Source organism: Variovorax sp. CAN15, from assembly GCF_030462475.1.
GTDB lineage: Bacteria > Pseudomonadota > Gammaproteobacteria > Burkholderiales > Burkholderiaceae_C > Variovorax.
In genome coordinates this window covers 1-24,277 of sequence record NZ_JASMRZ010000015.1, presented here as the reverse complement: position 1 = coordinate 24,277, position 24,277 = coordinate 1, and the positions used below count along the sequence as shown (strand labels likewise).

General features: G+C 70.0%; 27 protein-coding genes and 1 pseudogene. 15 read left to right on the top strand and 13 right to left on the bottom strand.

Going from position 1 to position 24,277, the window contains the following annotated elements:
- Nucleotides 1–4: 4 nt before the first annotated feature.
- Genes QMO14_RS13005 through QMO14_RS12995 form a run of 3 tightly spaced genes read left to right on the top strand, consistent with a single transcriptional unit; the run spans nucleotide 5 to nucleotide 2,876 of the window.
- Nucleotides 5–799 (top strand): hypothetical protein, encoded by a 795-nt coding sequence (locus QMO14_RS13005; RefSeq protein ID WP_301507628.1) that lies wholly within the window; start codon nucleotides 5–7, stop codon nucleotides 797–799.
- The gene (locus QMO14_RS13000; protein WP_301507627.1) at nucleotides 796–1,740 is read left to right on the top strand and encodes a Gfo/Idh/MocA family protein; all 945 of its coding nucleotides are present in this window, start codon (nucleotides 796–798) and stop codon (nucleotides 1,738–1,740) included. Before QMO14_RS13005 ends, QMO14_RS13000 begins: the two co-directional genes overlap by 4 nt.
- Nucleotides 1,737–2,876, top strand: a complete 1,140-nt coding sequence (locus tag QMO14_RS12995) for a DegT/DnrJ/EryC1/StrS aminotransferase family protein (protein ID WP_301507626.1) — start codon at nucleotides 1,737–1,739, stop codon at nucleotides 2,874–2,876. The genes QMO14_RS13000 and QMO14_RS12995 overlap by 4 nt, the downstream gene beginning before the upstream one ends.
- Nucleotides 2,877–2,909: 33 nt before the next feature.
- Here QMO14_RS12995 and QMO14_RS12990 read toward each other — a convergent pair whose 3' ends face one another.
- Nucleotides 2,910–3,401, bottom strand: a complete 492-nt coding sequence (locus tag QMO14_RS12990) for a hypothetical protein (protein ID WP_301507625.1) — start codon at nucleotides 3,399–3,401, stop codon at nucleotides 2,910–2,912.
- Between the two features lie 40 nt (nucleotides 3,402–3,441).
- Complete coding sequence (locus QMO14_RS12985; RefSeq protein ID WP_301507624.1) at nucleotides 3,442–3,684, bottom strand: GlsB/YeaQ/YmgE family stress response membrane protein; 243 nt, start codon at nucleotides 3,682–3,684, stop codon at nucleotides 3,442–3,444.
- 232 nt (nucleotides 3,685–3,916) lie between these two features.
- Here QMO14_RS12985 and QMO14_RS12980 point away from each other — a divergent pair, with 232 nt between their 5' ends.
- The 10 genes from QMO14_RS12980 to QMO14_RS12935 all read left to right on the top strand — a co-directional run bounded on the left by QMO14_RS12980 (nucleotide 3,917) and on the right by QMO14_RS12935 (nucleotide 14,494).
- Nucleotides 3,917–5,449 (top strand): class I adenylate-forming enzyme family protein, encoded by a 1,533-nt coding sequence (locus tag QMO14_RS12980; protein ID WP_301507623.1) that lies wholly within the window; start codon nucleotides 3,917–3,919, stop codon nucleotides 5,447–5,449.
- A gap of 52 nt (nucleotides 5,450–5,501) precedes the next feature.
- A complete protein-coding gene (locus QMO14_RS12975; protein WP_301507622.1) occupies nucleotides 5,502–6,983 on the top strand; it encodes a HAMP domain-containing sensor histidine kinase in 1,482 nt (493 codons plus the stop codon).
- Entirely contained in the window at nucleotides 6,968–8,329 is a 1,362-nt protein-coding gene (locus tag QMO14_RS12970) for a sigma-54 dependent transcriptional regulator (RefSeq protein WP_301507621.1), read from the top strand. Before QMO14_RS12975 ends, QMO14_RS12970 begins: the two co-directional genes overlap by 16 nt.
- Before the next feature lie 175 nt (nucleotides 8,330–8,504).
- A complete protein-coding gene (locus tag QMO14_RS12965) occupies nucleotides 8,505–9,215 on the top strand; it encodes a hypothetical protein (RefSeq protein ID WP_301507620.1) in 711 nt (236 codons plus the stop codon).
- A 16-nt stretch (nucleotides 9,216–9,231) separates the two neighbouring features.
- On the top strand, nucleotides 9,232–10,497 hold the full coding sequence (locus QMO14_RS12960) for an MFS transporter (RefSeq protein ID WP_301507619.1): 1,266 nt from the start codon (nucleotides 9,232–9,234) through the stop codon (nucleotides 10,495–10,497).
- On the top strand, nucleotides 10,494–11,678 hold the full coding sequence (locus QMO14_RS12955; RefSeq protein ID WP_301507618.1) for an SLC13 family permease: 1,185 nt from the start codon (nucleotides 10,494–10,496) through the stop codon (nucleotides 11,676–11,678). Before QMO14_RS12960 ends, QMO14_RS12955 begins: the two co-directional genes overlap by 4 nt.
- A gap of 43 nt (nucleotides 11,679–11,721) precedes the next feature.
- The gene (locus QMO14_RS12950) at nucleotides 11,722–12,273 is read left to right on the top strand and encodes a hypothetical protein (protein WP_301507617.1); all 552 of its coding nucleotides are present in this window, start codon (nucleotides 11,722–11,724) and stop codon (nucleotides 12,271–12,273) included.
- Nucleotides 12,274–12,323: 50 nt separating this feature from the next.
- A complete protein-coding gene (locus QMO14_RS12945; RefSeq protein WP_301507616.1) occupies nucleotides 12,324–13,031 on the top strand; it encodes an AraC family transcriptional regulator in 708 nt (235 codons plus the stop codon).
- Between the two features lie 204 nt (nucleotides 13,032–13,235).
- On the top strand, nucleotides 13,236–14,078 hold the full coding sequence (locus tag QMO14_RS12940; protein WP_301507615.1) for a DMT family transporter: 843 nt from the start codon (nucleotides 13,236–13,238) through the stop codon (nucleotides 14,076–14,078).
- A 98-nt stretch (nucleotides 14,079–14,176) separates the two neighbouring features.
- Nucleotides 14,177–14,494: a hypothetical protein gene (locus QMO14_RS12935; RefSeq protein WP_301507614.1), complete on the top strand. Its 318-nt coding sequence runs from the start codon at nucleotides 14,177–14,179 to the stop codon at nucleotides 14,492–14,494.
- Between the two features lie 30 nt (nucleotides 14,495–14,524).
- Here the strand turns inward: QMO14_RS12935 and QMO14_RS12930 are convergent, their stop codons facing one another.
- The 11 genes from QMO14_RS12930 to QMO14_RS12880 all read right to left on the bottom strand — a co-directional run bounded on the left by QMO14_RS12930 (nucleotide 14,525) and on the right by QMO14_RS12880 (nucleotide 23,293).
- The gene (locus QMO14_RS12930) at nucleotides 14,525–15,568 is read right to left on the bottom strand and encodes an NADP-dependent oxidoreductase (RefSeq protein ID WP_301507613.1); all 1,044 of its coding nucleotides are present in this window, start codon (nucleotides 15,566–15,568) and stop codon (nucleotides 14,525–14,527) included.
- Nucleotides 15,569–15,688: 120 nt separating this feature from the next.
- Entirely contained in the window at nucleotides 15,689–17,044 is a 1,356-nt protein-coding gene (locus QMO14_RS12925; protein ID WP_301507612.1) for a HAMP domain-containing sensor histidine kinase, read from the bottom strand.
- A gap of 62 nt (nucleotides 17,045–17,106) precedes the next feature.
- Complete coding sequence (locus tag QMO14_RS12920) at nucleotides 17,107–17,802, bottom strand: response regulator transcription factor (RefSeq protein ID WP_301507611.1); 696 nt, start codon at nucleotides 17,800–17,802, stop codon at nucleotides 17,107–17,109.
- 50 nt (nucleotides 17,803–17,852) lie between these two features.
- Nucleotides 17,853–18,245 (bottom strand): hypothetical protein, encoded by a 393-nt coding sequence (locus tag QMO14_RS12915; RefSeq protein ID WP_301507610.1) that lies wholly within the window; start codon nucleotides 18,243–18,245, stop codon nucleotides 17,853–17,855.
- The gene (locus QMO14_RS12910; protein ID WP_301507609.1) at nucleotides 18,239–18,637 is read right to left on the bottom strand and encodes a DUF4260 domain-containing protein; all 399 of its coding nucleotides are present in this window, start codon (nucleotides 18,635–18,637) and stop codon (nucleotides 18,239–18,241) included. Before QMO14_RS12910 ends, QMO14_RS12915 begins: the two co-directional genes overlap by 7 nt.
- 94 nt (nucleotides 18,638–18,731) lie before the next feature.
- The gene (locus tag QMO14_RS12905; protein ID WP_301507608.1) at nucleotides 18,732–19,196 is read right to left on the bottom strand and encodes a Spy/CpxP family protein refolding chaperone; all 465 of its coding nucleotides are present in this window, start codon (nucleotides 19,194–19,196) and stop codon (nucleotides 18,732–18,734) included.
- Nucleotides 19,197–19,353: 157 nt separating this feature from the next.
- Entirely contained in the window at nucleotides 19,354–19,728 is a 375-nt protein-coding gene (locus tag QMO14_RS12900; RefSeq protein WP_301507607.1) for a DUF4148 domain-containing protein, read from the bottom strand.
- Nucleotides 19,729–19,947: 219 nt separating this feature from the next.
- Nucleotides 19,948–21,750, bottom strand: a complete 1,803-nt coding sequence (gene ptsP / locus QMO14_RS12895) for a phosphoenolpyruvate--protein phosphotransferase (RefSeq protein WP_301507606.1) — start codon at nucleotides 21,748–21,750, stop codon at nucleotides 19,948–19,950.
- 146 nt (nucleotides 21,751–21,896) lie between these two features.
- Nucleotides 21,897–22,166, bottom strand: a complete 270-nt coding sequence (locus QMO14_RS12890) for an HPr family phosphocarrier protein (protein WP_301507605.1) — start codon at nucleotides 22,164–22,166, stop codon at nucleotides 21,897–21,899.
- Complete coding sequence (locus QMO14_RS12885; RefSeq protein WP_301507604.1) at nucleotides 22,135–22,590, bottom strand: PTS sugar transporter subunit IIA; 456 nt, start codon at nucleotides 22,588–22,590, stop codon at nucleotides 22,135–22,137. Before QMO14_RS12885 ends, QMO14_RS12890 begins: the two co-directional genes overlap by 32 nt.
- 148 nt (nucleotides 22,591–22,738) lie before the next feature.
- Nucleotides 22,739–23,293: a hypothetical protein gene (locus QMO14_RS12880; protein ID WP_301507603.1), complete on the bottom strand. Its 555-nt coding sequence runs from the start codon at nucleotides 23,291–23,293 to the stop codon at nucleotides 22,739–22,741.
- A 99-nt stretch (nucleotides 23,294–23,392) separates the two neighbouring features.
- Between QMO14_RS12880 and QMO14_RS12875 the strand changes: the two genes are divergently transcribed.
- Together QMO14_RS12875 and QMO14_RS12870 are read left to right on the top strand one after the other, a co-directional pair.
- Nucleotides 23,393–23,890 carry a TlpA disulfide reductase family protein gene (locus tag QMO14_RS12875; protein ID WP_301507602.1) on the top strand — a complete coding sequence of 166 codons (498 nt, stop codon included), beginning with the start codon at nucleotides 23,393–23,395 and terminating at the stop codon, nucleotides 23,888–23,890.
- 196 nt (nucleotides 23,891–24,086) lie between these two features.
- Nucleotides 24,087–24,277 (top strand): annotated as a pseudogene (locus QMO14_RS12870) (IS5/IS1182 family transposase); the annotation flags it as partial.

The following is a 24,277-nucleotide window of genomic DNA, read 5'->3' as shown; positions in this document are numbered from 1 at the left end:
GCTGGTGATCGCCGCACATTCTGGCCACGAGCTGCTGCTATGGAAGTGGCTGCGCAACGAACGGCCCGACTTCGTGGTGCTGACCAATGGCGCCGGTTCCTCCGGCGTTCCGCGGCTCGAACCCACTGTGGACAACCTCGCGCGCGCAGGTGCCAACTGGATACCCGGCGTCGTGCAGCCGGTCGCGGACGCCGACATCTACCGCTCGCTGCTCGAAGGCGACACCGGCCTTTTCGCGCGATGGGTCGAAGCATTGACCGGGCATGTCGTCGAGCAGGGCATCGAATGCATCGTTGCCGACGAGGCCGAGGACTACAACCCGTCGCACGACTTGTGCCGCCTGCTGGCCAACCAGGTCGCCGCGCGCGCAACGGCGCGCGGCCGGATGGTGGCTTCGTTCGGCTACCCCACGGTGGGGCACCCGAGTCCGCCGGCACGCCTTAGTTGCGAGCGCCACGTCGTGGTCGAACTCGACGAACGCGAGCTGCAGGCCAAGCTCGATGACATGCACGGCTACGCACGCAGCTTCGGCGGCCAGCTCGAAAAGGAGCTGGCCGGCTTCATCGCCGAGTTCGGGGCCCGGGCCTATGGCCGTGAATGCCTGTTCGCCGCCCAGCCCACCCGCTACGAGCAATCGCAGCCGCCCGCGACCAAGCCGGCCTTCGAGCTCTTCGGCGAGGAGCGCGTGGCTGCCGGCGTCTACAAGCACGTGATCCGGGGCACCCACCTGCAGGTCGTGGCGGACCGGCTGCGCGGCCCGGTGCACCGACACGACAGTCCCCCGCCGACGCCTCGATGACCTTCACCACGCTTGCCAGCGACGACAGCGTCGCAGCCATTGCCACCGATGCGGCGGGCTCGCTCGACAACGCCGCACTGGCCCACGCAGTGATCGGCCTCGGCCGCTTCGGCTGCGTGCACGCGCGGAAGCTGCTGGCGCTCGACGGATTCCGGTTGTCCGCGCTGGTGGACTGCTCGGCGTCGGCCCGAGTTGCCGACGAGCTTGCCAAGCTGCCGCTGATGTCCGGGCTTGAGGAGCTGCCGCCCGGCATCGAATCGGCCACCATCGCCGCCAGCGACGAGGCGCATGCCGGCCTCGCGCTGGCCCTGATGCGCAGGGGCTGCCACGTCCTTGTCGAAAAGCCGCTTTGCGTGGACCGACACGACGGCCTGCTGATGATCCAGACCGCACATCAATGCGGCGTCACGCTGGCCACCGGCCACATCGAACGCTTCAACCCGGTGTTCGACGCCGCGATGCTCGGCCGGCTGCGAAATGCGATGACGAGCCATCGCCAGGGCTCGGGTCCGCTCATGCGATTCAGCCGCTGTTCGACCCGCGTCGGGTCGGCCACGGAGAGCGTGCTCGACCTGATGGTGCACGACCTGGACCTGTTCGCCTGGCTTTGCGCCGCTCCATCCGAGGCGCCGCTGGAAGTGCTCGAGCGGCACGTCGGCGGGCAGAGCGTGCGCGCTCGCGTGCGGCTGGGGGCGCTGGTTGCCGAGTTCGAAAGCGGGTATGGCAGCTCGGCGAGCGCCCGGCTGCAGTTTCTCGAAGGAGGCCAGGAGCATCGGCTCGACCTGCGCGACGACGCGCGTGCTCAAGGGCACGCCGACGACGCGCTGGCGCGCCAGTACCGGGCATTCAGGCAAGCCATCCTGGGCCGGCCCAGCCGCATTGCCTCGGGCGCAGACGGTCTTGCTGCGGTGACGCGCGCCTGCCAGGTGCTGCGCGCATGAAGATCCCGCTGTTTAGGCCTGCTGGATCCTGCGAGCCGGAGGCAACGCGGCTGGCGGAGGCACTGACCGCGGTGCTGCGCAGCGGCGTCTACGTGCTGGGCCCGCAGGTCAGGGCTTTCGAGACGCGCCTTTCCGGCTTGCTGGACGGCCGCGAGACAGTGGCAGTGGGATCGGGCTCCGATGCGTTGCTTCTGGCCTTCAAGAGCCTCGGCATTGGGAGCACGGGCGGAGGCGAAGCGTTCGATGAGGTGCTGCTGCCTTCCTACACCTTCGTCGCGTGCGCGGAGGCAGTGATCGCCGCCGGCGCGCGGCCGGTCTTCGTCGACAGCGCGCCCAGTGACTTTCCGCCAGCGCTCGCGGACTTCTGCAATGCCCGCACACCCCGCACGCGCGCGCTCCTCGCAGTCGGCCTCTTTGGCGACGCGAGCGGCCTGCCCGAGCTGGCGGCCTATTGCCGGAACGAAAACCTGCTGCTGGTCGAGGACGTGGCGCAATGCCTCGGCGCTCATGCCACCGACGGCGCGCGCACGGGCAACGCGGGCACCTGGGGCGATGCCGCGGCGATGAGCTTCTACCCCACCAAGACGCTGGGCGCGGCCGGCGATGCCGGGGCACTGGCCTTCAGGAATCCGGAGCACGCGGGCAAGGCTCGTCTGCTGCGCAACCACGGCTACGACGACGGCCTGCACCGCTGCCTGGGTCACAACAGCCGCATGGACGAGCTGCAAGCCTGCCTGCTCAATGCCGCGATGGACGGGTTCGCGCAGCACATCGCACGGCGCCGCGAAATCGCCGCGCGCTACCTCTCGGCCTGGGCGGATCTGCCGCTGCACCTGCCTCCGGCTACGACTGGCCACGCGTGGAATTACTTCGTGGTCGGGCTCGGAAGTTCGGACGAACGTGCGTCCTTTGCGACGCGGCTGGCCGGAGCCGGTGTCGCGAACCGCGTCTACTACGAGCAGCCGCTTCACCATCACGAGGCGCTGCGGCCCTGGCACGGCGGCGTCAGCCTGCCGCATGCCGAGCGGCTGGCCGCGTGCTCGATCGCACTGCCGCTCTATCCGACGCTTGGCGACGACGAGGTCGAGTATGTCATCGACGCGGTGCGGCAGGCCGTGCTAGATCCAGCGAGCTGAAATGGCCAAGCCAAGCCGGGCCGAGTGAACAGCTCAGCCCCGCGTCGCGTTCTCCTTCATCTTCGCCAGCGCGATGGCGATCGCAGCGCCGCCCAGCGTCTTGATGAGCCCCGAGTGCTGCGCGTAGAACTGGCTCACCTCGTCGATCACGCCCGCGTGCTGCTCCTCGGCATGCGCGGCGATCTCGGTCACCAGGGCCGGCGAGAGTTGCGAGGCCTGGTCGGGCGTGATCTGCGTCTGGCCCGGCTGCAGCATGCGTCCGAGCACGCCGCCGGCCAGCGCCGAGGCGGCAGCGGGGCCGAGCGTGGCCAGGATCTGGTTGAGCACGCCGGCCTGCTGCGCCGGCGAGGACTGGCCGAAGAGCTGGCCGACCGTGTCGCCGAAAGGCGGCGTCTGGTCCGAGCGCATGGCCGCGGCGAGCCCCGCGCCCAGTTCACCCGGAGAGGCGTGCTGCGCGACCTGGTCGAGGTGGGCTTCAGCGTTGTTGTTGCCGATGGCCTGCTGGAGGATGTCGAGTAAGCCCATGGATAGCTCCTTGTCTGTGGTGGAGGTCGGATCGCCCGCCTCAGCGGCTCAAGAGGTGCCAGCCCCCGAGCAGCACCGCCGCGCCGACCACCGAGGCGATGAAGCCGGCGCCGGCACCCGCGGCATACCAGCCCATGGCCTGCCCGGCATAGGTCGCGACCAGCGAGCCGGCGATGCCGAGCACCGCCGTGAGGATGAACCCCATCGAGTTGTTACCCGGCAGCACGGCGCGGGCCAGGAGCCCGGCGATGAAGCCGATCAGAATCGTCCAGATGATGTGCACGGAAACTCCCTGTCGTTGGTGAGAACAAGCGCCGCCGCCGCTTGGCGTACAGCGCTCGGGGATCGTGTTCCCGCCTTCCTGAGCGCCAACTGACGGCACGCCGTCCGGCAGCCGCGCGGTCGCCAAGGCGCTGGCGGAAAGCGGGAGCATTTCGCTATCCTGCCGTTAGGCCAAGGTCTGGCCAGGAAGAAGGAAGACGACTTTGCAAACTCACCCAGCCGTCCAAGCCGCCATGGAACGCAGTTTCGGCGCCATCGCCGATCTGGTCCGCCTCCACGCGCAACGCATTCCCGATCACGCCGCCCTGTCGGACGCAACCCGCACGCTGGACTACCGCGCCCTCGACGCGCTGATGGACCGCGTCGCGGCCAGCCTGCAGCGCGACGGGCTCAAGGCCGGCGACGCCATCGCCATCTGCGCCTCGTCTTCAGTGAACTACGCGGCCGTGTTCCTGGGCGCGCTGCGCGCGGGCGTCGCGGTGGCACCGCTGGCGCCCGGCTCCACGCCCGCCAGCCTGGCGCGCATGATCGAGGACGCCGACGCGCGCATCCTGTTCAGCGACGCATCGGCCGCCGAGGTGATCGGCCCCGCGAAGGAAGGCGGCATTCCACGCGTGGCGCTCGACGGCTCACAGGTCGGCCGCAATATCGAGGAATGGCTGGCGCCGGTGGGCGCGCAGCCCGAGGCGATCGAGGTGCAGCCGGGCTGGGCCTTCAACATCATCTATTCGTCGGGCACCACGGGCGAGCCCAAGGGCATCGTGCAGGGCCACGGCATGCGCTGGGCCCATGTGCAGCGCGGCGCGAAGTACGAGTACGGGCCCGATACGGTCACGCTGCTGTCCACTCCGCTTTATTCCAACACCACGCTGGTGGTGTTCTTCCCCACGCTGGCCTTCGGCGGCTGCGTGGTGCTGATGCCCAAGTTCGACGCGCTGGGTTACCTGCAGCTCGCCCAGCAGCGCCGCGTGACCCACACCATGCTCGTGCCGGTGCAGTACCAGCGGCTGATGGCGCATCCGCGCTTCGACGAGCACGACCTGTCTTCCTACAAGCACAAGTTCAGCACCAGCGCCCCCTTCGGCGCGGCGCTGAAGGCCGACGTGCTCAAGCGCTGGCCCGGCGGGCTGGTCGAGTTCTACGGCATGACCGAGGGCGGCGGCACCTGCATCCTGGAGGCGCACCTGAACCCGACCAAGCTGCACACGGTGGGCCGGCCCGCCGAGGGCAGCGACATCCGCCTGATCGACGAGGAGGGCAAGGAACTCCCCAGCGGCAACACCGAAGTGGCCGGCGAGGTGGTGGGCCACTCGGCCGGCATGATGACCGGCTACCACCGCCAGCCCGCGAAGACGCGCGAGGCCGAGTGGTTCGACGCCACCGGCAAGCGCTTCATCCGCACCGGCGACGTGGGCCGCTTCGACGCCGACGGCTTCCTCACGCTGTTCGACCGCAAGAAGGACATGATCATCAGCGGCGGCTTCAACATCTACCCGAGCGACCTGGAGGCCGTGCTGCGCGGCCATGCGGCGGTGGCGGACGTGGCGGTGGTGGGCGTGCCCTCCGAGCAATGGGGCGAGACTCCGGCCGCCTTCGTGGTGCGCCGCGAGGGCGACGCCACCAGCGAGGACGAACTGCTGCAGTGGACCAACGCCCAGCTCGGCAAGACCCAGCGCCTGGCGCGGCTGGCCTTCATCGACGAGCTGCCGCGCAGCGCGATCGGCAAGGTGCTCAAGCGCGAACTGCGCGACCTCGCCGTTCGTTGACAGAGCCAGGACCGACGCGCCGCGACACGAAGACAAGGCAAGATCGCGGCGAATGAAATCCCTGCGCGGTCAACTTCTCTTCTTCTGGATGCTGCTCTTCGGCATGTGCACCGCGCTGGCGGTGGTGATGCTCACGCTCTACCGCAGCAGCGCGGGCGTGCAGATGTCGGCGGCGCGCGGCGCCACCGAGCAGTCCTGCCGGGCGATCGCGGCGCGCTATGCCAAGTCGGCCACGCCGTCGCCCTCGTCGCCCTCGTCGCCCGCCCCTGCGCAGCCGCAGGTCGACCTGCTCCAGGTGCTGCTGCAGCTGGTGCTGATCGAGGCGCCGCACGTCGAGGGCGGCGTGTGGCAGGCCGGCGGCGGCCAGCTGGCTTATGCCTACCCCACCTATGAAGGTGGCGGCGTCAAGCGCGACGTGCCCGCGGCCGAGCAGCCGCTGATCGCCGAGGTGGCGCAGCTGGCCGCCCGCACGCAGCAGTTGCAGACCGACGTGGTGCGCGGCAGCCGGGAGGCGCTGATCGTCGCGGCCTGCCCGCTGGCGGCGCCGGGCAACGACCTCGCGGCCTGGACCATGACCCGCACCACCGGCGGCGCGCTGGCCGCGCAGGACAGCCTGCGCACCGGGCTCGGCGTGCTGCTGTTGCTGGTGCTTGCTTCGGGCCTGTGGCTGGGCTTCATCCTGCTGCGCGGGCTGCGCCACGTGCAGCGACTGGAAAACCGGCTGGCCCGCAGCGATGCCGACGGCGGCGCCATGCCGGAGCTGCCCCGCACCGGCGTGCGCGAGCTCGACCGCATCGTCGACGGCTTCAATCACTACCGTGTGCGTTTCGAGGAAGCACGCGCGCGCCTTCGCGAAGCCGCCCAGCAGCGCAGCCGCGACCAGCGCCTGGCCGCGCTGGGCCGCATGACGGGGGGCATCGCGCACGAGATCCGCAATCCCATCGCCACCATGCGGCTGAAGGCCGAGAACGCGCTGGCCGCCACGCCCGAGAAGCAGGGCGACGCGCTGCGCGTGATCGTCGGGCAGATCGACCGGCTCGACGGCCTGGTGCAGAGCCTGCTGGCGCTGGTACAGCCGGTGACGCTGGCACCTGTGCAGGTCGACCTGCATCGCTGGCTCGAAGAACGCATCGCGACCGTGAGCGTCAAGGCCGGCGCAGCAGAGGTGCGCGTGGTGCTGCGGCACGACGAGCCGCCGCAGGCCGTGTTCGACCCCGTGCATCTGGCGCGCGCGGTCGACAACCTGCTCGACAACGCGGTGCGCCATGCGCCGCGCGGCGGGCAGGTCACGCTCTCGGCCTCGGCGAACGAGGCGCGCGCGCTCTTCATCCGGGTGGACGACGACGGCGGCGGCGTACCAGAAGCCCTGCAGTCCAGCCTCTTCGAGCCCTTCGCCACGGGCCGCGCCGACGGTACCGGCCTGGGCCTGGCCCTGGCGCGCGAGGTGGCGCTGGCGCACGGCGGCGACCTGCGCCATGCCGCGCTCGAACCCGGCACGCGATTCGAACTGGAGCTTCCATGGCGCGCTTCCTGATCGTCGACGACGACGACGCTTTCCGCGACACGCTGGCCGAGACGCTGCAGGGCCTGGGCCACGACGCGCAGAACGCCGCGAGCGGCGCCGAGGCGCTCGATGCGATGGCGCGCACGCGCTTCGACGCCGTGTTCCTCGACCACCGCATGCCCGGCATGGACGGCCTGCAGACGCTGGAGGCGATGCGCGCGCGGCTCGCGCGCGTGCCGCCGGTGATCGTGCTCACGGCCTTCGCGAGCGCGGGCAACACCATCGAGGCGATGCGGCTCGGCGCCTTCGACCACATCACCAAGCCGATCAGCCGCGACGCCGTGCGCGAGGTGCTCGGGCGGGTACTGCAACAGCAGCAGCAACAAGGCGTGGCATCGGCCGCCGCCGTGACGGAGGACGACGGCGACCTCGTCGGTCTCAGCCAGGCGATGCGCGAGGTGCAGAAGCGCATCGGCCTGGCATCGGCGAGCTCGGCGCCCGTGCTCGTGCTGGGCGAGACGGGCACCGGCAAGGAAATGGTGGCGCGCGCGCTGCACCGGTATTCGTCGCGCGCGGACAAGCCCTTCGTGGCGGTCAACTGCGCGGCCATTCCGAAGGAGTTGCTCGAAAGCGAACTCTTCGGCCATGTGCGCGGCGCGTTCACGGGTGCGACCGGCGAGCGCGCGGGGTGCTTCCGCGCGGCCGACGGCGGTGTGCTGCTGCTCGACGAGATCGGCGACATGGCGCTCGCGGTGCAGGCGAAGATCCTGCGCGTGCTGCAGGAAGGCGAGGTCACGCCGCTGGGCAGCCACAAGCCTGTGAAGGTCGACGTGCGCATCGTCGCAGCCACCCACCGCGACCTGGCCGCCGCAGTCGGCGAGGGGCGCTTTCGCGAAGACCTGATGTACCGGCTCGACGTGCTGTCGATACGCCTGCCGCCGCTGCGCGAGAGGCTGGCCGACGTCATCCCGCTGGCCGAGCACTTCCTGCGGCGCGCGGCCTCGCCCGATGCGCCCAAGGCGCTCTCGGCGGAGGCCGCGCAGTTGCTGCTGAGCCGGCCCTGGCCCGGCAACGTGCGGGAGCTGCGCAACGTGATGGAGCGCTGCCAGGCGCTGGTGCGGCATCGCGTGATCGGCAGCGCCGACCTGGGCCTGGCGATGGGCGAGGCGCGGCCCGCGCAATCCGCACCGTCCGTCGGGATGCTGCCGGCCGAGTGGCTGGAGGGCGACCTGCCCGGCGCGGTGGAACGGCTCGAAAGGCTGCTCATCGAGCACGCGCTCGCGCAGGCGCAGGGCAACCGCACCGAGGCCGCGCGGCGGCTGGGCATTCACCGCCAGCTGCTGTACCGGAAGCTGGCGCAGTACGGCATCGAGTAGTAGATAGGGCGATGAGGCGATAAGGCGTCCGGGGGTGTCCGCAAAGCGGACGCCTCCTGTCTCCGTACCGGACGACTGCCGCCGTTCGGCGCGCGCAAGTCGTTGATTTCAAAGGAAATGCGGGCTGGCACGTTGTGTGAGATGTCCATGGGGCATTCATCCACAAGGAGTCACCATGACACACCGCATCGCGTCCATCGCCACCGCCGTCTGCCTGCTCGCGGGCAGCACCGCTTTCACCCCGGCCTTCGCCCATCTTCCGCCGCCGCCGCCCGTCGCCGCACCGGAGGCGGAGACCGTCGCCACCGGCCGCGTCCAGCAATGGCTGCTCAACCCGAACGGCGAGGCCGACGGCCTGCTGCTGGCCGACGGTACGCAGGTCGCGTTTCCGCCGCACCTCTCGGCCGCGGTGATGCAGGCGCTCAGGCCCGGCGACACCGTGCAGGTCCGCGGCTGGCGCGCGCCCCAGGTGCCGGTGGTGCGCATGCAGTCGCTCAGCGCCAACGGCCGCGGCGTGATCGACGAGCCGCCCGTTCCCGGCATGCTCCCGCCGCGGCGCGACCCGGCCGCGCTGAGCGCCATGACGGCGGACGGGCGCATCGAGCGCCTTCTGTACAACGACCTCGGCGACGTGCACGGCGCGCTGCTGGCCGACAGGACCATCGTGCGCTTCCCGCCGCACATCGGCGCGGCGTACGGCGCGCAACTGCAACCCGGCGCGCAGCTTTACGCGCGCGGCTGGGGCACGCGCGGTGCGCAGGGCACGGCGCTGGAAGCCACGGGCATGGGCCCGACCGCATCCACCGTGCGCGAGGTGTTCGACGGCCCGCGCCGGGGACCGGGTCGCGGCCCGGCGGCGCCGCGTCCGCCGGTGCCGGCGTTCTGATCCGCGAGCCGCTGCGATGACCGCCCCGTCCTCCGCCCCCTCCCGCCGCAGCCTGCGCGCACTGGACGCGCTGGCCTTCTTCGCGCCAGACATCCAGGGCGGCGTCGGCCCGTTCCTGATCGTCTTCATGGCCGGCACGCTGGCCTGGGACCCGCAGCGCATCGGCACCGTGATGTTCGTCTCGGCGCTGGTCGGGCTGCTGGTGCAGGCGCCGGCCGGCGCGCTGATCGACAGCGTGCGGCACAAGCCGCGGTGGATCGCGGGGGCCATCGCGCTCATCGCGGTGTGCCTCGTGGTCATGGCGAACTGGCCGGGCTACGGCGTGATCCTGGCGGGCCAGTCGCTCATCGGCGCCGCGGGCACGCTGGTGGCGCCGGCCATCGCGGCCGTCAGCCTGGGCATGGTGGGCCGCGCCGGGCTGGATGCGCGCGTCGGCCGCAACGCCGCGATCACCGCGGCGGGCACGGTGCTGTGGGCGCTGGGCACCGGCTGGGTGGGCCACGCGTTCGGCCCGCATGCCATGTTCTTCTACGCGGTGGCGATGGCGCTGCCGACCATCGCGGCGGCCATGCTGATCCGCAAGCGCGACGTCGATCCGAAGCTGGCGCGCGGTGCCGATGCCGATCACGAGGAGGCCGACGCGCCGCGTTCCACCGCACGCTGGTACGACCGCCGTTTCATCGTGCTGCTGGTCTGCGCCTTCCTGTTCCACCTGGCCAACGCCGCCATGCTCACGCTGGTGGCGCAGAAGGTCGGCACGCAGGCCGGCACCTCGGCCACGCTGTGGCTGTCGGGCGGCGTGATCGTCACGCAGCTGGTCACCATTCCGATTGCCCTGGCGGCCGGGCGCTGGGCGCCGCGGCTGGCGCGCAAGCCCATTTTCCTGATCGGCTTCGCGGTGCTGCCGGTGCGAGGGCTGCTCTACCTGCTGGCCGACAGCCCGGCCGCGCTGCTGTCGCTGCAGGTGCTGGACGGCATCGGCGCGGGCATCTTCGGCGTGATGCTGACCTTGACGATCGGCGACATCACGCGCGGCAGCGGGCATTTCAACTTCGCGCTGGGCATCGGCGCGGCCTGCGTGGGGCTTGGCGCGGCGCTCAGCAACCTGGTGGCGGGCACGGTCGCGCACCTGGCCGGCTACGGCACGGCCTTCGTGATGCTGGCGGGCATCGCGGCCGCTGCGCTGACGCTGTTTGCGCTCGCAATGCCGGAAACTCGCGACCGGCGCCGTTCGATGGCGAACACGCCGGCCGCCTCCGCACTGACCACCGCAGCTCCATGACCAAAGACACCGTGTCCCCCCTGTCGTCCTCGTCCTCGTCCTTGTCCTCGTCCGCCACTTCCGCCGATTCCGGGGCCGCAACTCCCGCGACCCACGAAGGCGGCGGAAACGGCCTGCTCTGGGTGCTGGTGGCGGTGGCGGTGCTGTTCGCCTTCGTGCGACCGCGCGCGCCGATGGACTGGCTCAAGCTGGTCGACTGGCAGACCGTGGGAGCCCTGGCCGGGCTGCTCGCCATCACGCAGGGCGTGGAGAAGAGCGGCATGCTCCAGTCGGCCGCCCAGCGGCTGCTGGCGCGCACCACCGATCTGCGCCAGCTGGCGCTGCTGCTCACCGCCACGGCCGCCGTGCTGTCGGCACTGGTCACCAACGACGTGAGCCTGTTCCTGCTGGTACCTCTCACGCGCGTGCTGGCCACGCAGGCGCACCTGCCGCTGGCGCGGCTGGTGGTGCTCCAGGCCCTGGCGGTGAACGCGGGCTCCGCGCTCACGCCCATCGGCAATCCGCAGAACCTGTACCTGTGGCACCGCACCGGCGAGAGCTTCGGCGGCTTCATGCTGATGATGGCGCCCACGGTACTCGTCATGCTGTTCTGGCTGTTCGTGGCCGTGTGGCTGCTGGTGCCTCGCACGGCCATCGCGCTCAAGCCGGCGGCCGAGGCCGCGCCGGTGCAGCCGAGGCTGCTGGCGCTGTCGGGCGTGCTGTTCGTGGGTTTCGTCGTCGCGCTCGACCGGCACTGGCTGCTGGCGGGCCTGGCGGTGGTGTTCGTCTCCTACCTGCTGTTCCAGCGCCGCGTGCTGCTGGGTGTCGACTGGGCGCTGCTCGCCATCATCGCGCTGATGTTCGTCGACCTGCGCCAGCTCGCCGAACTGCCGGCGGTGGCTTCGCTGGTGGGACAGTGGCCGATTGCCGAGGGCTGGCGCGCGTACCTCGCGGCCATCGTCACCTCGCAGTTCATCAGCAACGTGCCGGCCACCATCCTGCTGGACCGCTACGTGCACGACCTGCCCGCGCTGGCGGCGGGCGTGAGCGTGGGTGGCTTCGGCTGCGTGCTGGGCTCGCTGGCCAACCTCATCGCCCTGCGGCTGGCGAAGGTGCCGCACGGGCTTCGCGAGTTCCATCGCATCAGCATTCCATTCCTGATCGTGTGCGCGGCATCGGCGGTGCTGCTGCGGCTCGGTTGATCGCGCTTTCCGGTTCACAACCACACTCAAGGAAGGACATTCCGTGCCACATCCTCATGACACCCTCGACGTCTGGTCGGTCGAAGGCCGCTTCCAGCACCTGGTCTACAGCCCCAAGGGCCACATCGAAGGCGTGCTGATCGACACCGACGGCGTGCCTACGCAGTTCGTGTTCGATCGCCACGACGAATGCGCCGCGCACGCGTTTGCCGGCCTGCAGGCCGGCCAGGCGCTGGTGATCGAGGGCATCGAACAAGACCCCTCGCCCAAAGGCGATGCCGAACACACGGTCTACCGCTTCGAGCGGCTGGCCTCGATCGACGGCAAGGCGCCGCGCCAGATGGATGCCGGTGAACGCATCGACGGCACGGTAGTCCGCTTCAACTACGCGCGCCACGGACAGGCCAATGGCGTGGTGCTGGACACCGGCGACTTCGTCCACACAAAGCCCGACGGCCTCGCGCGGCTGGCCCTGAAGGTCGGCGACAAGGTGCGGGCCGAGGGCCGCTCACAGCCGCTGGCGACGGGCCAGGGGCGCGTGGTCGAAGCGGTGCGCGTCAACGGGCAGGCGCTGCAGGACGTCGACGGAAGCTGATGCTGCCTGTGGCATTGCCGGGGCGCTGCGCGGACAATCCATGACATCCCATGCCTGTCCCCGGTTCCTCCCCGTCGCCCCACCATGAACTCGCCCTGCGCGACTACGGCCACTCGCACGGCAGCCATGCGCACGACCACTTCCAGGTGCTGATCGGCCTCGACGGCGTGCTTGAAATCGAAGTGGAAGGCCGGGGCGCCGGCATCGGCGTGGGCGAGGCGCAGGTGGTCGCCCCGGGCGACCGGCACGACTTCAGCGCGCGCAAGCACGGCAGCCTGTGCCTGGTGCTCGACACCACACATCCGGCATGGGCCCGCTGCGCCGAGCGTGCACCGCCCGGCGCGCCGCAACTGCACGCGCTGGCGCGCTACCTGGCGCAATGCATGAGGCAGCCGCAGGCCTCGGCCCTGGCCTTGCAGCACGGCCCCGCGCTGCTGCTGGAGGCCTGGAGCCCCGCGCCGGCATCTGCTGATTCACGCCGTCGACGCATCGACTGGACCTTGCTCGCCGACTGGGCGCGGGCCCGCTGGCACGAACCGCTGGGCGTGGCCGACCTGGCTGACGTTGCCTGCCTGAGCCCGAGCCAGTTCGCGCAGCGCTGCCGCGACGAGCAGGGCATGGGCGCGATGCAGTGGCTGCGCTCGCTGCGGCTGGCGCATGCGCGCGAGCTGCGGCTGGGCGGCATGAGCGTGGCGGAGACGGCGCGGCGCACGGGCTACCGCTCGCCATCGGCGCTGACGGCGGCGCTGAGACGCTGACTCCGTTTCCGCATTTCTCCCGCCCCCGCKGGGGGAGGGCCGGGGTGGGGGCACGACGGCGTCAACAAAGAACACGGCGCTCGATCAACGGCCTGCCTCCATACCAACCTTCCCCCAGAGGGGGAAGGAGCAGGAGAGCGAACCGTCGTTTCGCGACGACGGACCGTCATTGCGCGACGACCGCATCGCGTAGCCTCGCCGTCCATGCCGTCGACCGCCTACGCCCTGATCGCCATCGCCCTGTGGACCACGCTCGCCTCGCTGGGCACGGCCCTTTCCCACCTGCCGCCCTTCCTGCTCACCGGGCTGGCGCTCATCATCGGCAGCGTGCCGAGCTGGCCGCTGGTGCTGCGCGACCGAGCCGCCTGGAGGGTGCCGCCGCGCACGCTGGCGCTGGGCATCTACGGGCTCTTCGGCTACCACTTCCTGCTGTTCATCGCGCTGCGCTACGCGCCGCCGGTGGAGGCCAACCTGGTCAACTACCTGTGGCCGCTGCTGATGGTGGTGCTGGCGCCGGTGCTGCTGCCGGGCGTGTCGCTGCGGCCGCTGCACCTGGTAGCGGGACTGCTGGGCTTTGGCGGTGCGGCAGCGGCGATCCTGGGCGCAGGCGGGAGCGGTGGCGCTTCCGCCGCGGGGTACTGGGGCTTCGTGCCGGCGCTGGCCTCGGCCTTCGTCTGGGCCAGCTATTCGCTGTGGACGAAGCGCGTGCCGGCTTTCCCGACCTCTGCGATCGGCCTGTTCGGGCTGGTCTCGGGCGCGCTATCGCTGGTCTGCCATGCGGTGCTGGAGCCCTCGGTGGCGCTGTCGGGCCGCGACTGGCTGCTGCTGGTGCTGTGCGGGCTCGGCCCGCTGGGCGCGGCCTTCTTCGTGTGGGACATGGCGCTCAAGCGCGGCGACGCGCGGCAGATCGGCATCCTGAGCTACATCACGCCACTGGGCTCGACGGCGCTGCTGCTGCTCGTGACGGGGCGTCCGCTGACCTGGACCATCGTGCTGGCGGCCTGGCTGATCATCTCAGCGGCGATCCTGGGCACGCGAGCGCGGTGATCGTGGTGATGTTTGCGTGCTGAATCAGGCTGTATCCGACGGCGCGCCTTCATCTTTTCTGGCTAGAGTGGAGGCTCAGGAAAAAGGAGCCAACCCACATGGACGACAAGAACAGGGATTTCGAGATCACGCCCAAGCTGGTGTTCGACCTGAACCTGGCGCTGTACCTCGACCTGGTGGCCGCGCTGGAGGGCGCGGGCGCCGTCACCTACCGCCAGATGGCGGCTCGGGTGCTCAACATCAGCATGGATGCGCGCAGCGACGGCGAAGCCGGCCTGTCGACGGTGCTCGAGGGCATCGCCCGGGGCTTCGCCGGCCACGGCGACGGCCTGTCGATCGAACTGCTGAAGGCCGCGCGCGGCCTGCGCGAGGACGACGCGCTGGGCGACATCCCGATGCGCCCCGACGAAGGCTGAGGCGGGGCAGCCCCCTCCTTCGGTCCGGCCTCAGTCTTCGGCCACCTGCAGCACCAGCTTGCCGAAGTTCTCGCCCGCGAAGAGCTTGTTGAGCGACTCGGGGAATGTGTCCAGTCCCTTCACCACGTCTTCCTTGCTCTTCATGCGGCCATCTTTCAGGTAGCCGGCCATCTCGGCGATGGCGATGTGATAGCGGTCGGCATAGTCGAACACCACGATGCCCTCCATGCGCGCGCGGTTCACCAGCAGGCTCAGGTAGTTCTTCGGGCCGGCCGCCGGCATGCTGTTGGCGTTGTTGTACTGGCTGATGGCGCCGCAGATGATGATGCGGGCCTTGCGCGCGAGCCGCGCCAGCACCATGTCGAGGATCTCGCCGCCGACGTTGTCGAAGTAGATGTCCACGCCCTTCGGGCAATGGGTCTTCAGGCCCTCGCGCACCGCGGCGGCGCCGGCCTTGTAGTCGATGCAGGCGTCGAAGCCCAGCTCCTTGACCACCCAGTCGCACTTGGCTTCGCCGCCGGCGATGCCGACCACGCGGCAGCCCTTGATCTTGGCCAGCTGGCCCACGGTCTGGCCGACGGCGCCGGCCGCGCCCGAAACCACCACCGTCTCGCCCGGCTTGGGCATGCCCACGTCCATCAGGCCGAAGTAGCCGGTCATGCCGGGCATGCCCAGCACGTTGAGCCACTGGGTGATGGTGCCCACGCGCAGGTCGATCTTCACCAGGCCGTTGCGCTTGATCTGGTCTTCGGGGATGAGGATGTATTCCTGCACGCCCAGCGTGCCGTAGACCGTGTCGCCCACCGCGAACTGCGGGTTCTTCGAGGCGATGACGCGGCCGACGCCGCCGGCGCGCATCACTTCGTCGATGCCCACGGGCGGGATGTAGCTCTTGGCGTCGTTGAGCCAGCCGCGCATGGCGGGGTCCAGCGACAGCGACAGCGTCTTGACGAGCACGCCGCCCTCGGCCGGCTCGCCGACGGGCTCGGTGGTGAACTTCCAGTTCTCGCGGGTGGCCGCGCCCTCGGGGCGCTTGGCGAGGCGGACCTGATGGTTGGTGAGTGGGGTGCTCATGGTGGCTGTCTCCTTGACCTTGAATGAGGGGCGCTGGCGCGCAGGCGCATCGTAGCGGCGCCCTCCCGGCGGGCAGGTAGCGCAGGCGACAGCGGCGCCTGGCGCTTCCTTCGACCCAATCTAGGCCAGCCTGACGACGATCTGCAGCCCCGGCTGCCCGTTGCGCACCGTGAGCTTGCCGCCGTGCGCCTCGGCGATCAAGCGGCACAGGTACATGCCCAGGCCCACCCCGCCGGTGGCGCGCGCCCGGGCGCCGTCGGTGCGGTAGAAGGGCTCGGTCAGGCGCTCGAGCTGCGCCTCGTCCACGCCGGGGCCGTGGTCGCGCACCTCGATCTCCACGCCCTGCCGGCTGCTGTCGCCCTCGATCACCGCGCGCAGCGACACGCACGGCGGCCGGGGTGCGTCGGCGCTGTAGCGCAGCGCGTTGTCCAGCAGGTTGCGCACCAGCAGGCGGATGCGCATGCGGTCCACCGCATGCGCCGGCAAGCCCTCGGCCAGGTCGAGGTGAACGTGCTCCGCGCCGGGCATCTCGGCGGCGATCTCCCGGATCAGCGCCGCCAGGTCGACCGGCTCGCGCTGCAGCGCCACGTGCGGGCTTGCCAGGCGCTCGCTTTCGAGCAGGTCGCTGATGAGATCGCGCATCTCGTTGAGGTCGCGCAGCAGCGCGTCGCGCTCGGCCTGCCCCTCGGGCGTGGTCGGCAGCAGTTCGGCGTTGAGCCGGGCGCGCGTGAGCGGCGAGCGCAGCTCGTGGCTCAGCGCCAGCAGCAGCCCGCGCTTGGCGTCGAGCATGGCCTGGATGTCCTCGGCCATGGTGTTGATGCGCTCGGCCAGGTCGCCCAGGTCGTCGTTGCGGCGGATCGGAATCGGCTGCGTGAACTCGCCGCGGCCGAAGCGCTGCGCGCCCTCGCGGATGTCGATCAGCGGGCGCAGCAGCCGGCTCACGTAGGCGTAGCCCAGCAGCACGCACGACAGCAGCAGGCCCAGCGTGGCCCAGCCGATGACGCGCGGCGCCAGCTGCCAGAGCTTGGGCGACCAGCCGAAGATCACGCGGTGCCCGTCGGCCGTGGGGCGGATGAACCACTTGTCGCCGCCGAACACGTCCTCGCGGTCGTGCATCCAGCCGCCGGGACTGTTCGCGCCACCGGGGTTGGAATCCCAGTTGACCCTGGGGCCGACGATGCGGATGGTGATGGGCAGCCGCGCCACCAGCGCCTGCGCGCGCGCCACGTCGGGCGGCGTGCCGATCTCGGCGACCAGGCGGTCGGCGTAGTCGGTCAGCATCGGCTTGGCGGCCTCGGCCCAGCCGGTGGAGAACGACTTCTTCATGCCGCCCATGAACACCGCCGCCATCACCAGCGCGAGCAGCACGAACATCAGCACCAGCCGCACGCGCAGCGAACGCCGCCAGCGGCGCTTGCCCTGAACCTTCTCGTTCCAGCGCGCGTGCCACTTGGCGTGCCAGTCGCTGCGCGTCATCTCGTCGCGGCATTCCTCGCCGCGCCACCGCATCCTGCGGGACTCCCTGCTTCGGCCGAGGTTCATGCAGGCTCGCTGCGCGCGACGGCCAGCGCATAGCCGGCGTTGCGCAGCGTCTTGATGCAGTCCAGGGGCTCCAGCTTCTTGCGCAGGCGGCTCACCACGATGTCGACGGCGCGCGTGTAGAGCTCGGCCTCGTGGCCGCGCAGGCGGTTGAGGATGTCGTCGCGGCTGAAGACCTTGCCCGGCTCGGCCGCCAGCAGCGCCAGCAGCTCGAACTCGGTGCCGGTGAGTTCCACGCGCTCGCCGTGGCGCAGCACCTGGCGCCGGTCGAGGTCAATCGACAGGCCGTCGAACACGCGGTACTGCGTGCCGTTGGCGGCGGCCTGCGGCACGCTGCGCTGGCGGCGCAGGATGGTCTGCACGCGCGCCACCAGCTCGCGCGGCTCGAAGGGCTTGGGCACGTAGTCGTCGGCGCCGAGTTCGAGGCCGACCACGCGGTCCATCACCTCGCCGCGGGCGGTGAGCATCACGATGGGAATGTCGCTTTCCTTGCGGATCTCGCGGCACAGCGCGAAGCCGTCCATCTCGGGCAGCATCACGTCGAGGATGGCCGCGTCGTAGGTGCCCGCGCGCAGCCTGGCCAGGCCTTCGCTCGGACGCACTGCGCTTTCCAGCGTGCAGCCGAAGCGTGCGAAGTAGGTGGTCAGCGGCGCGGCGAGGTGCTCGTCGTCGTCGATCAGCAGGATGCGCGGCATGGCGGGATTGTGCCTCCGGACGAGAAAGTGGCGGATGACCTCGCTGACCATCAGCCCCGCCGGCATCGCACCGCCCAGGTCAGGCCCGTCACGAGAGCTGAAAGCAGCAGCGCGTGGTAGACCACGTCGGGCACCGTGCGCGGGCCGATGCCCGCGATGATGGTGCCCAACCCGACCAGCGTGCCCAGCAGCGCGAAGCCTTGCCCGAAGATGGCCGCGCGGCGCGCATGGTGCGGGCGCAGCCAGGTCTCCACCGAGGCGAGCACCAGCACCGCGGCGATCACCGCCTCGGCGGTGCGTGCCGCCGGGTGCGCGTAGCCGGGCACGAGGAACCCGGCATGCACCATCGACGCAATGCCCAGCGTGAGCGCCTCGGTCAGCATCCATGCGCGCGCGGCAGGCGCGTGCACGGCATGGGAAGCGGTGTTGTCGTGGCTCACCATGGATCAGCCTTGCCGATGCGGCCCAGGTGCGTCGCGGCGAAGCCGCTCACGTACTTGAGCCCGTAGCCCAGCGTGTGGTCCATGCCGATGTGGGCCAGCCAGATCAGGCTGCCGGCCACCGCCCAGGGCATGGCCGCGAGCACGCCGAGCGCCAGCAGCAGCACCGGGCCGACGTACGAGTGCGCCGCGTTGTAGAGCGCCGCCCCCGTACGCGAGCCCGCGAGGTAGCCGAGCAGCGAGAGATCCGGCGCGAGCAGCCAGAGCGCGAACACGCCCCAGCCCGCGCCGAACTGGGCGTAGGCGGCGAGCGCCACGCCGAGCACCACGGCGCCTTCGAGGCGCAGCAGCGTGCGCACGCCACCGGTCGCCGATACGGCCCCTTCGGGAGACACCGTGGAACCGGCTTCGCCGGGCCACTGGTGTCGCCCCCGGAGAGGGGGGAGGCGCAGCGACACGAAGTGCGCGAAGCCTGGGGGTGAGCCCGGTTCAGCCACGATGGCTCCAGCGGCGGCCGCCGCGTTCCATGAAGTCGCGCACCTTCTGCTGCTGCGCGGCGTTCAGGCTGTCGAAGAAGTCCGCTGCGGCAGCGATGACCTCGGGGCTGCCATTGCGCACCGCCGTGGTCTTCTCTTCGATCAGTCGGGCAGCGCCGGCCTGGTCGAGCTTGTTGCCCGCGAACAGCGCCTTGAACTGCGAGCGCGGGTCGCCCGAGCCACCGGCACCGCGCATGGCCTCGCGCTGCGCCTGCAGTTTCTCGGCCAGCACGGCGAGCTTCTGCTTCTGGCTCGCGTCGAGCTCGAGCTTGCTGCCCACGCGCTCGACCATCTTCGTGCGGAACTCGGCGCTGTCGCCACCCCAGCCGTGGCGGTAGCTGCTGCAACCGGCGATGCTGCCCGCGACCATGGCGGCGCCGGCGAAGCCGAAGAGAGTGCGTTTGATCCAGTGTTTCATGGCGATGTCCTTGGTTCGCCCCCAGGCTTCGCGCACTTCGTGTCGCGCGCGCCAACCCCCTACCGGGGGCGACACCAACGGCCCGGCAAAGCCGGTTCCATGGTGTCTCTGACAAGGAGAGGGGCTTCGTTGATGAAAAAGGGGGCTTGCCTGTTGCTTACAGGCGGCTGCTCTTGGCATTGGCCGCGGCGGCGCGTGCGTCCACGGGGTTGGGCATGGTCGAGATGACCTGGCTGTTCACGCGCGAGCCGGCCGACACGTTCTGGTCGGGCGCGGCCGCCGCACGGACGGCTTCGGCGACGATGCGCGAGCGTTCGGCCGAGACGGCCATGATCTCGGGACCGCGCGAGCCGCGCACCACGTTCTGGTCGGGTGCCGATGCGGTGCGCATGGCTTCGGCGTTGACCTCGGCGCGGCTTTTGGCCGACACGGCGGGCTGCACGCCTTCGTAGCTCTCGGCCTTCGCGCCGGCTGCGGCGAGCATGGCGAAGGATGCGACTGCGACGATCTGCGTGAAGGAGATGGAATTCATTTCAGGCCTTTCTTTCAGTGGTGATAGAGAAGGCCTGATCGTGCTTGCGGGGCTCCCGCAAGTCCTTTCGCCGCAGTTTCGGCGTGTTTCGTTATATTTCAGCTCGCCCCGGGCTGCGCGCACTTCGTGTCGCTTCGCCACCCCTATCGGGGGCAAGGCCAGCGGCCCGGTAAAACCGGTTCCGCAGTGTTTCCCGAGGGAGCAGCCTGATCAGCCCGGTCAGTCCGCCATTGCGGCGGCAGGGTCGTCGGAATCGAGCACGCCCTTGGCCCAGGCTTCGAGCTTGCCGGTGTCGGCGCGCAGCACTTCCTGCTTGACCGCGAGGATGCGCGAGGGATGCATCGAGAAGCTGCGCAGGCCCAGGCCCAGCAGCAGGCGCGTGAAGGCCACGTCGCCCGCCATCTCGCCGCACACGGCCACGCCCTTGCCCTGTCGGCGGCACTCGGCGATGGTGTCGGCCACCAGGCGCAGCACGGCCGGATGGGCCGGGTCGTAGAGATGCGCCACCGATTCGTCGGCACGGTCGATCGCCAGCGTGTACTGGATCAGGTCGTTGGTGCCGATCGACAGGAAGTCGAAGTGCTTGAGGAAGATGCGCAGCGTGAGCGCGGCCGCCGGGATCTCGATCATGGCTCCGAGCTTCACGTGGCCGTACACCGCACCGCGGCTGTCGAGCTCGGTGCGCGCGAACTCGATCAGCGAGAGCGTCTGCCTGATTTCGCTCGCGTGCGCGAGCATGGGAATGAGCAGATGGATCTCGCCGTGCGCCGCCGCGCGAAGAATGGCGCGCAGCTGCGTGAGGAACATCGCCGGGTCGGCCAGGCTCCAGCGGATGGCGCGCAGGCCCAGCGCGGGGTTCAGGTGCTCCTGCTTGTTGGCGGAGATGCTGTCCAGCGGCTTGTCGGCGCCCACGTCGATGGTGCGGATGGTGACCGGCATGCCCTGCATGCCCTCGACCGCGCGCTTGTAGGCCTGGTACTGCTCTTCCTCGTCGGGCAGGCGGGTCTGGGGCGAGCCGGTGTCGCGGCCCATGAAGAGGAATTCGCTGCGGAAGAGGCCCACGCCCACCGCTCCGGCCTTGACCGCACCCACGGTGTCTTCCGGCATCTCGATGTTGGCAAGCAGCTCCACGCGCTGGCCGTCGAGCGTGACGGCGGGCTTGTGGCGCAGCCGCGCGAGCCGGCCGCGTTCGAGGTCGCCCTGGCGCTGCTTGAAGCCGTACTCGGCCAGGATGATCGGCGACGGATCGACGATCACCACGCCGGCGTCGCCGTCGATGATGACCCAGTCGTCCTGGCGCACCAGCTGGCTCGCGGTGCGCGCGCCGACCACGGCGGGGATGTCCATGCTGCGCGCCACGATGGCGGTATGCGAGGTGCGCCCGCCCACGTCGGTGACGAAACCGGCGAACACGCTCTTCTTGAACTGCAGCATGTCGGCCGGCGAGAGGTCGTGCGCGATCAGCACCAGCGGCACGTCGATACCGTCGCCCGCGGTGGGGTCGTCGTTGTCGTCGTCCGTGGAGGCTGCGCGCTTGCGGCGCGGCGGGCTCGGCGCCAGCACGGCGGCCGTGCCCTTCATGCGGTGCAGCAGGCGCTCGACCACCTGCTCGAGGTCGGCCTTGCGCTCGCGCAGGTACGGGTCCTCCATCTCGTCGAACTGCCGCGCGATGATCTCGAGTTGCGTGGTCAGCGCCCATTCGGCGTTGTAGAGCCGCTCGCTGATCCAGTGCTTGACGCCGCCGCTCAGGGCCTCGTCCTGCAGCAGCATCTGGTGCACCTCCAGCAGCGCCGCGAGCTCGTGCGGCGCGTCGTTCGGGCCCATCTGCGCGACGTTGGCCTGCAGCTTGGCGAGCTCGTCGGCCACCGCGTTGCGCGCGGTGCGCACGCGGTCGATCTCGGTCTCGATCTCTTCGGGCTTGATGAAGTAGTGGGCGACGTCGATGCGGCTCGACACCACAAGCACGGCGCGCCCGATGGCAATGCCACGGGCAACGGGGAGGCCGTGGACTGCGAAGGTCATGTCTTCAGTCCCCAGCTGCGCTACGGGCGCGATGCTTGCACGAATCTACGGGATGCCGTCGAACCGGCTTTGCCGGGCGACTGGCATCGCCCCCGGCGAGGGGGATGGCGTTTACACGAAGTGAAAAGGCCTGGAGGTGGACCATTTCATTCGCCTTCGCCGAACTTGTCGTCCATCAACTGGACGATGGCGTTCATCGCTTCTTCTTCCTGCGGCCCGTTGGTTTCGAGCTCGACGGTGGAGCCCAGGCCGGCGGCCAGCATCATCACGCCCATGATGCTCTTCGCGTTGATGCGGCGGTCGCCGCGGGAGAGCCACACCTCGCAGGGAAAGCTGCCTGCGAGCTTGGTCAGCTTGGCCGATGCGCGCGCATGCAGGCCCAGCTTATTGCTGACGGTCACGGATTTCTTGATCACTGTGCTTTCTTTTCGCCTGGTTCTGGGGAGCCGCCACCGCCACCTGCATCACGCCCGCGGTGCCGCCCGCGAGGGCGCGCTGCACCAGCGTCTCCAGGGGCTCGTGCCGGTAGGTGACGGCCCGCAGCAGCATCGGAAGATTGACCCCCGCCACCAGCCGCGACCGCACGCCGTCCACCAGCTTCTGCGCCACGTTGCAGGGCGTGGCGCCGAACACGTCGGCCAGCACCAGCACCTGCGAGCGCGGCGCGTGCAACTGCTGCGCGAGCGTGATTCGCGCGGCCGCCAGCGTTTCTTCGGGCGACACATTGGGCAGGACATCGAGCGCGACGATGGCCTGCTCGCAGTCGGGAAACACATGCAGCGCGCACTGCCGCATCGCGTGCGCGAACGGGGCGTGGGCGATGATGAGGATGCTGTTCATGCAAAAGGGAGGACGACGCGTCGATTATGCGGGGGCGCCCCGGGGATGTAGATATGCGACATAACGCGGCAGCCCCGGAAAACGGACAGCACCGCCCGAACGGGCCACCGCGGGCAGCTATCAGAACCATAGCAAACGAGGCCGCCACTCATGGAAGCCTCAGACCCTCGAAGAAGGTCTTCGACGCCTCGACGGACGACGGCCGTCCCAGCACCGTGGCCTGGTAGAGCGCCACCGAACCGTCCTTCTGCGACTGGGCGAACCACAACACCTGTAGCGGCGTGGCGGAAGCACCTTGCGGCGGCGGAGCAACCTCCAGGCGGAGCGGCGCCGGCACTGCCGTGGCGCGCGGCAGGCTCGCCGAAGACTCCGCCACCTCTGCCTCGCCCAGTTGGCCGCGCGTGGCCGAGTGCCACGCGCGCAGCCAGGCTTCGGCTTGTTCGGGACCATTCGCGGAGGCGTGCGCGATGGCGAAGGTCGCGCCGCCGGCTTCGCAGCCCGTCATGTCGACCTGCACCGACTCGGCGCCCAGCGGCAACGCCCGCGTCGCACGGTCGGCCTTGCAGGGCAGCATCGCGACCAGGCCCGCACCGGCGATCGGCACCTCGCGCCAGTTGAAGGCGGGGCTGCAGGCTGCGAGCAGGGCGGCCACGGCCAGAGCTGCGAGCCGGGAGCGGGGACGGGCGAGAAACGGCGATGGCATGGGGCAGCGATTATCGAACCGCGCGGAACGGGCGCGATGTCGCCAGCACGATCCGGCACGCGGAACTAAAATCGCAGCGCCCTTGTCTTGCACGAAGCCATGAAAAAATACCTCGCCGCAGCCGCCGTCATCGTCGCACTGGCCACCGGCGTGGGCGTGTACCTCGGCTCCGGCGCCACCGCCGCCCCTGCTTCCACCTTCGTACTGCTGGACGGCACGCAGAAGAGCACGGCGGACCTGAAAGGCAAGGTCACCCTGGTCAACTTCTGGGCCACAAGCTGCGTGACCTGTGTGGGCGAGATGCCCAAGGTCATCGCCACCTACGACAAGTACAAGGCGCAGGGCTACGACACGCTGGCGGTGGCCATGAGCTACGACCCGCCGAGCTACGTCGTCAACTTCGCCCAGACGCGCAAGCTGCCGTTCAAGGTTGCGATCGACAACACCGGCAGCGTGGCGCAGGCCTGGGGCGACGTGAAGCTCACGCCGACCACCTACCTGGTCAACAAGCGCGGCGAGATCGTGAAGCGCTACGTGGGCGAGCCCGATTTCGCCGAGCTGCACAAGCTCATCGAGAAACTGCTGGCCGAAGCCTAGAACCGGCTCTTCCCCAGGCTACGCGTACTCCGTGCCGCTTCGCCGCCCCCTTTCCGGGGGCGATACCGGCGGCCCGGCGGAGCCGGTTTCGCAGTACCTCTGGATGAACAAAAGGGCGCTCCATGGAGCGCCCTCAGGCTGCTGACAAACCCTCAAGCCCTCGCGTTGCGAGGGTTTTGTGCTTTTTAATGGCGGGATGCTCAAGAGCCCGACACCTGCGCAGCAGGAACTGGAGATGGTGACGCTGGAGATGCTGGTGCCGCAGGATCACCTGCTGCGCAAGATCGATGCGGCGGTGGATTTCGAGTTCATCCGAGCGAAGGTTTCGCACCTGTACTGCGCCGACAACGGCCGCCCGGCGCTCGATCCGGTGGTGATGTTCAAGCT

Bases quoted from the DNA above. Each gene is read 5' to 3' on its own strand.
- ptsP (WP_301507606.1), bottom strand. From the start codon at position 21,750: ATGACCTTCGCAGTCCACGGCCTCCCCGTTGCCCGTGGCATTGCCATC.
- QMO14_RS12960 (WP_301507619.1), top strand. From the start codon at position 9,232: ATGACCGCCCCGTCCTCCGCCCCCTCCCGCCGCAGCCTGCGCGCACTG.
- QMO14_RS12900 (WP_301507607.1), bottom strand. From the start codon at position 19,728: ATGAATTCCATCTCCTTCACGCAGATCGTCGCAGTCGCATCCTTCGCC.
- QMO14_RS12975 (WP_301507622.1), top strand. From the start codon at position 5,502: ATGAAATCCCTGCGCGGTCAACTTCTCTTCTTCTGGATGCTGCTCTTC.
- QMO14_RS12995 (WP_301507626.1), top strand. From the start codon at position 1,737: ATGAAGATCCCGCTGTTTAGGCCTGCTGGATCCTGCGAGCCGGAGGCA.
- QMO14_RS12970 (WP_301507621.1), top strand. From the start codon at position 6,968: ATGGCGCGCTTCCTGATCGTCGACGACGACGACGCTTTCCGCGACACG.
- QMO14_RS12925 (WP_301507612.1), bottom strand. From the start codon at position 17,044: ATGACGCGCAGCGACTGGCACGCCAAGTGGCACGCGCGCTGGAACGAG.
- QMO14_RS12935 (WP_301507614.1), top strand. From the start codon at position 14,177: ATGGACGACAAGAACAGGGATTTCGAGATCACGCCCAAGCTGGTGTTC.
- QMO14_RS12905 (WP_301507608.1), bottom strand. From the start codon at position 19,196: ATGAAACACTGGATCAAACGCACTCTCTTCGGCTTCGCCGGCGCCGCC.
- QMO14_RS12880 (WP_301507603.1), bottom strand. From the start codon at position 23,293: ATGCCATCGCCGTTTCTCGCCCGTCCCCGCTCCCGGCTCGCAGCTCTG.
- QMO14_RS12875 (WP_301507602.1), top strand. From the start codon at position 23,393: ATGAAAAAATACCTCGCCGCAGCCGCCGTCATCGTCGCACTGGCCACC.
- QMO14_RS12980 (WP_301507623.1), top strand. From the start codon at position 3,917: ATGGAACGCAGTTTCGGCGCCATCGCCGATCTGGTCCGCCTCCACGCG.
- QMO14_RS12915 (WP_301507610.1), bottom strand. From the start codon at position 18,245: ATGGTGAGCCACGACAACACCGCTTCCCATGCCGTGCACGCGCCTGCC.
- QMO14_RS12945 (WP_301507616.1), top strand. From the start codon at position 12,324: ATGCCTGTCCCCGGTTCCTCCCCGTCGCCCCACCATGAACTCGCCCTG.
- QMO14_RS12930 (WP_301507613.1), bottom strand. From the start codon at position 15,568: ATGAGCACCCCACTCACCAACCATCAGGTCCGCCTCGCCAAGCGCCCC.
- QMO14_RS13000 (WP_301507627.1), top strand. From the start codon at position 796: ATGACCTTCACCACGCTTGCCAGCGACGACAGCGTCGCAGCCATTGCC.
- QMO14_RS12965 (WP_301507620.1), top strand. From the start codon at position 8,505: ATGACACACCGCATCGCGTCCATCGCCACCGCCGTCTGCCTGCTCGCG.
- QMO14_RS12990 (WP_301507625.1), bottom strand. From the start codon at position 3,401: ATGGGCTTACTCGACATCCTCCAGCAGGCCATCGGCAACAACAACGCT.
- QMO14_RS12920 (WP_301507611.1), bottom strand. From the start codon at position 17,802: ATGCCGCGCATCCTGCTGATCGACGACGACGAGCACCTCGCCGCGCCG.
- QMO14_RS12940 (WP_301507615.1), top strand. From the start codon at position 13,236: ATGCCGTCGACCGCCTACGCCCTGATCGCCATCGCCCTGTGGACCACG.
- QMO14_RS12955 (WP_301507618.1), top strand. From the start codon at position 10,494: ATGACCAAAGACACCGTGTCCCCCCTGTCGTCCTCGTCCTCGTCCTTG.
- QMO14_RS12885 (WP_301507604.1), bottom strand. From the start codon at position 22,590: ATGAACAGCATCCTCATCATCGCCCACGCCCCGTTCGCGCACGCGATG.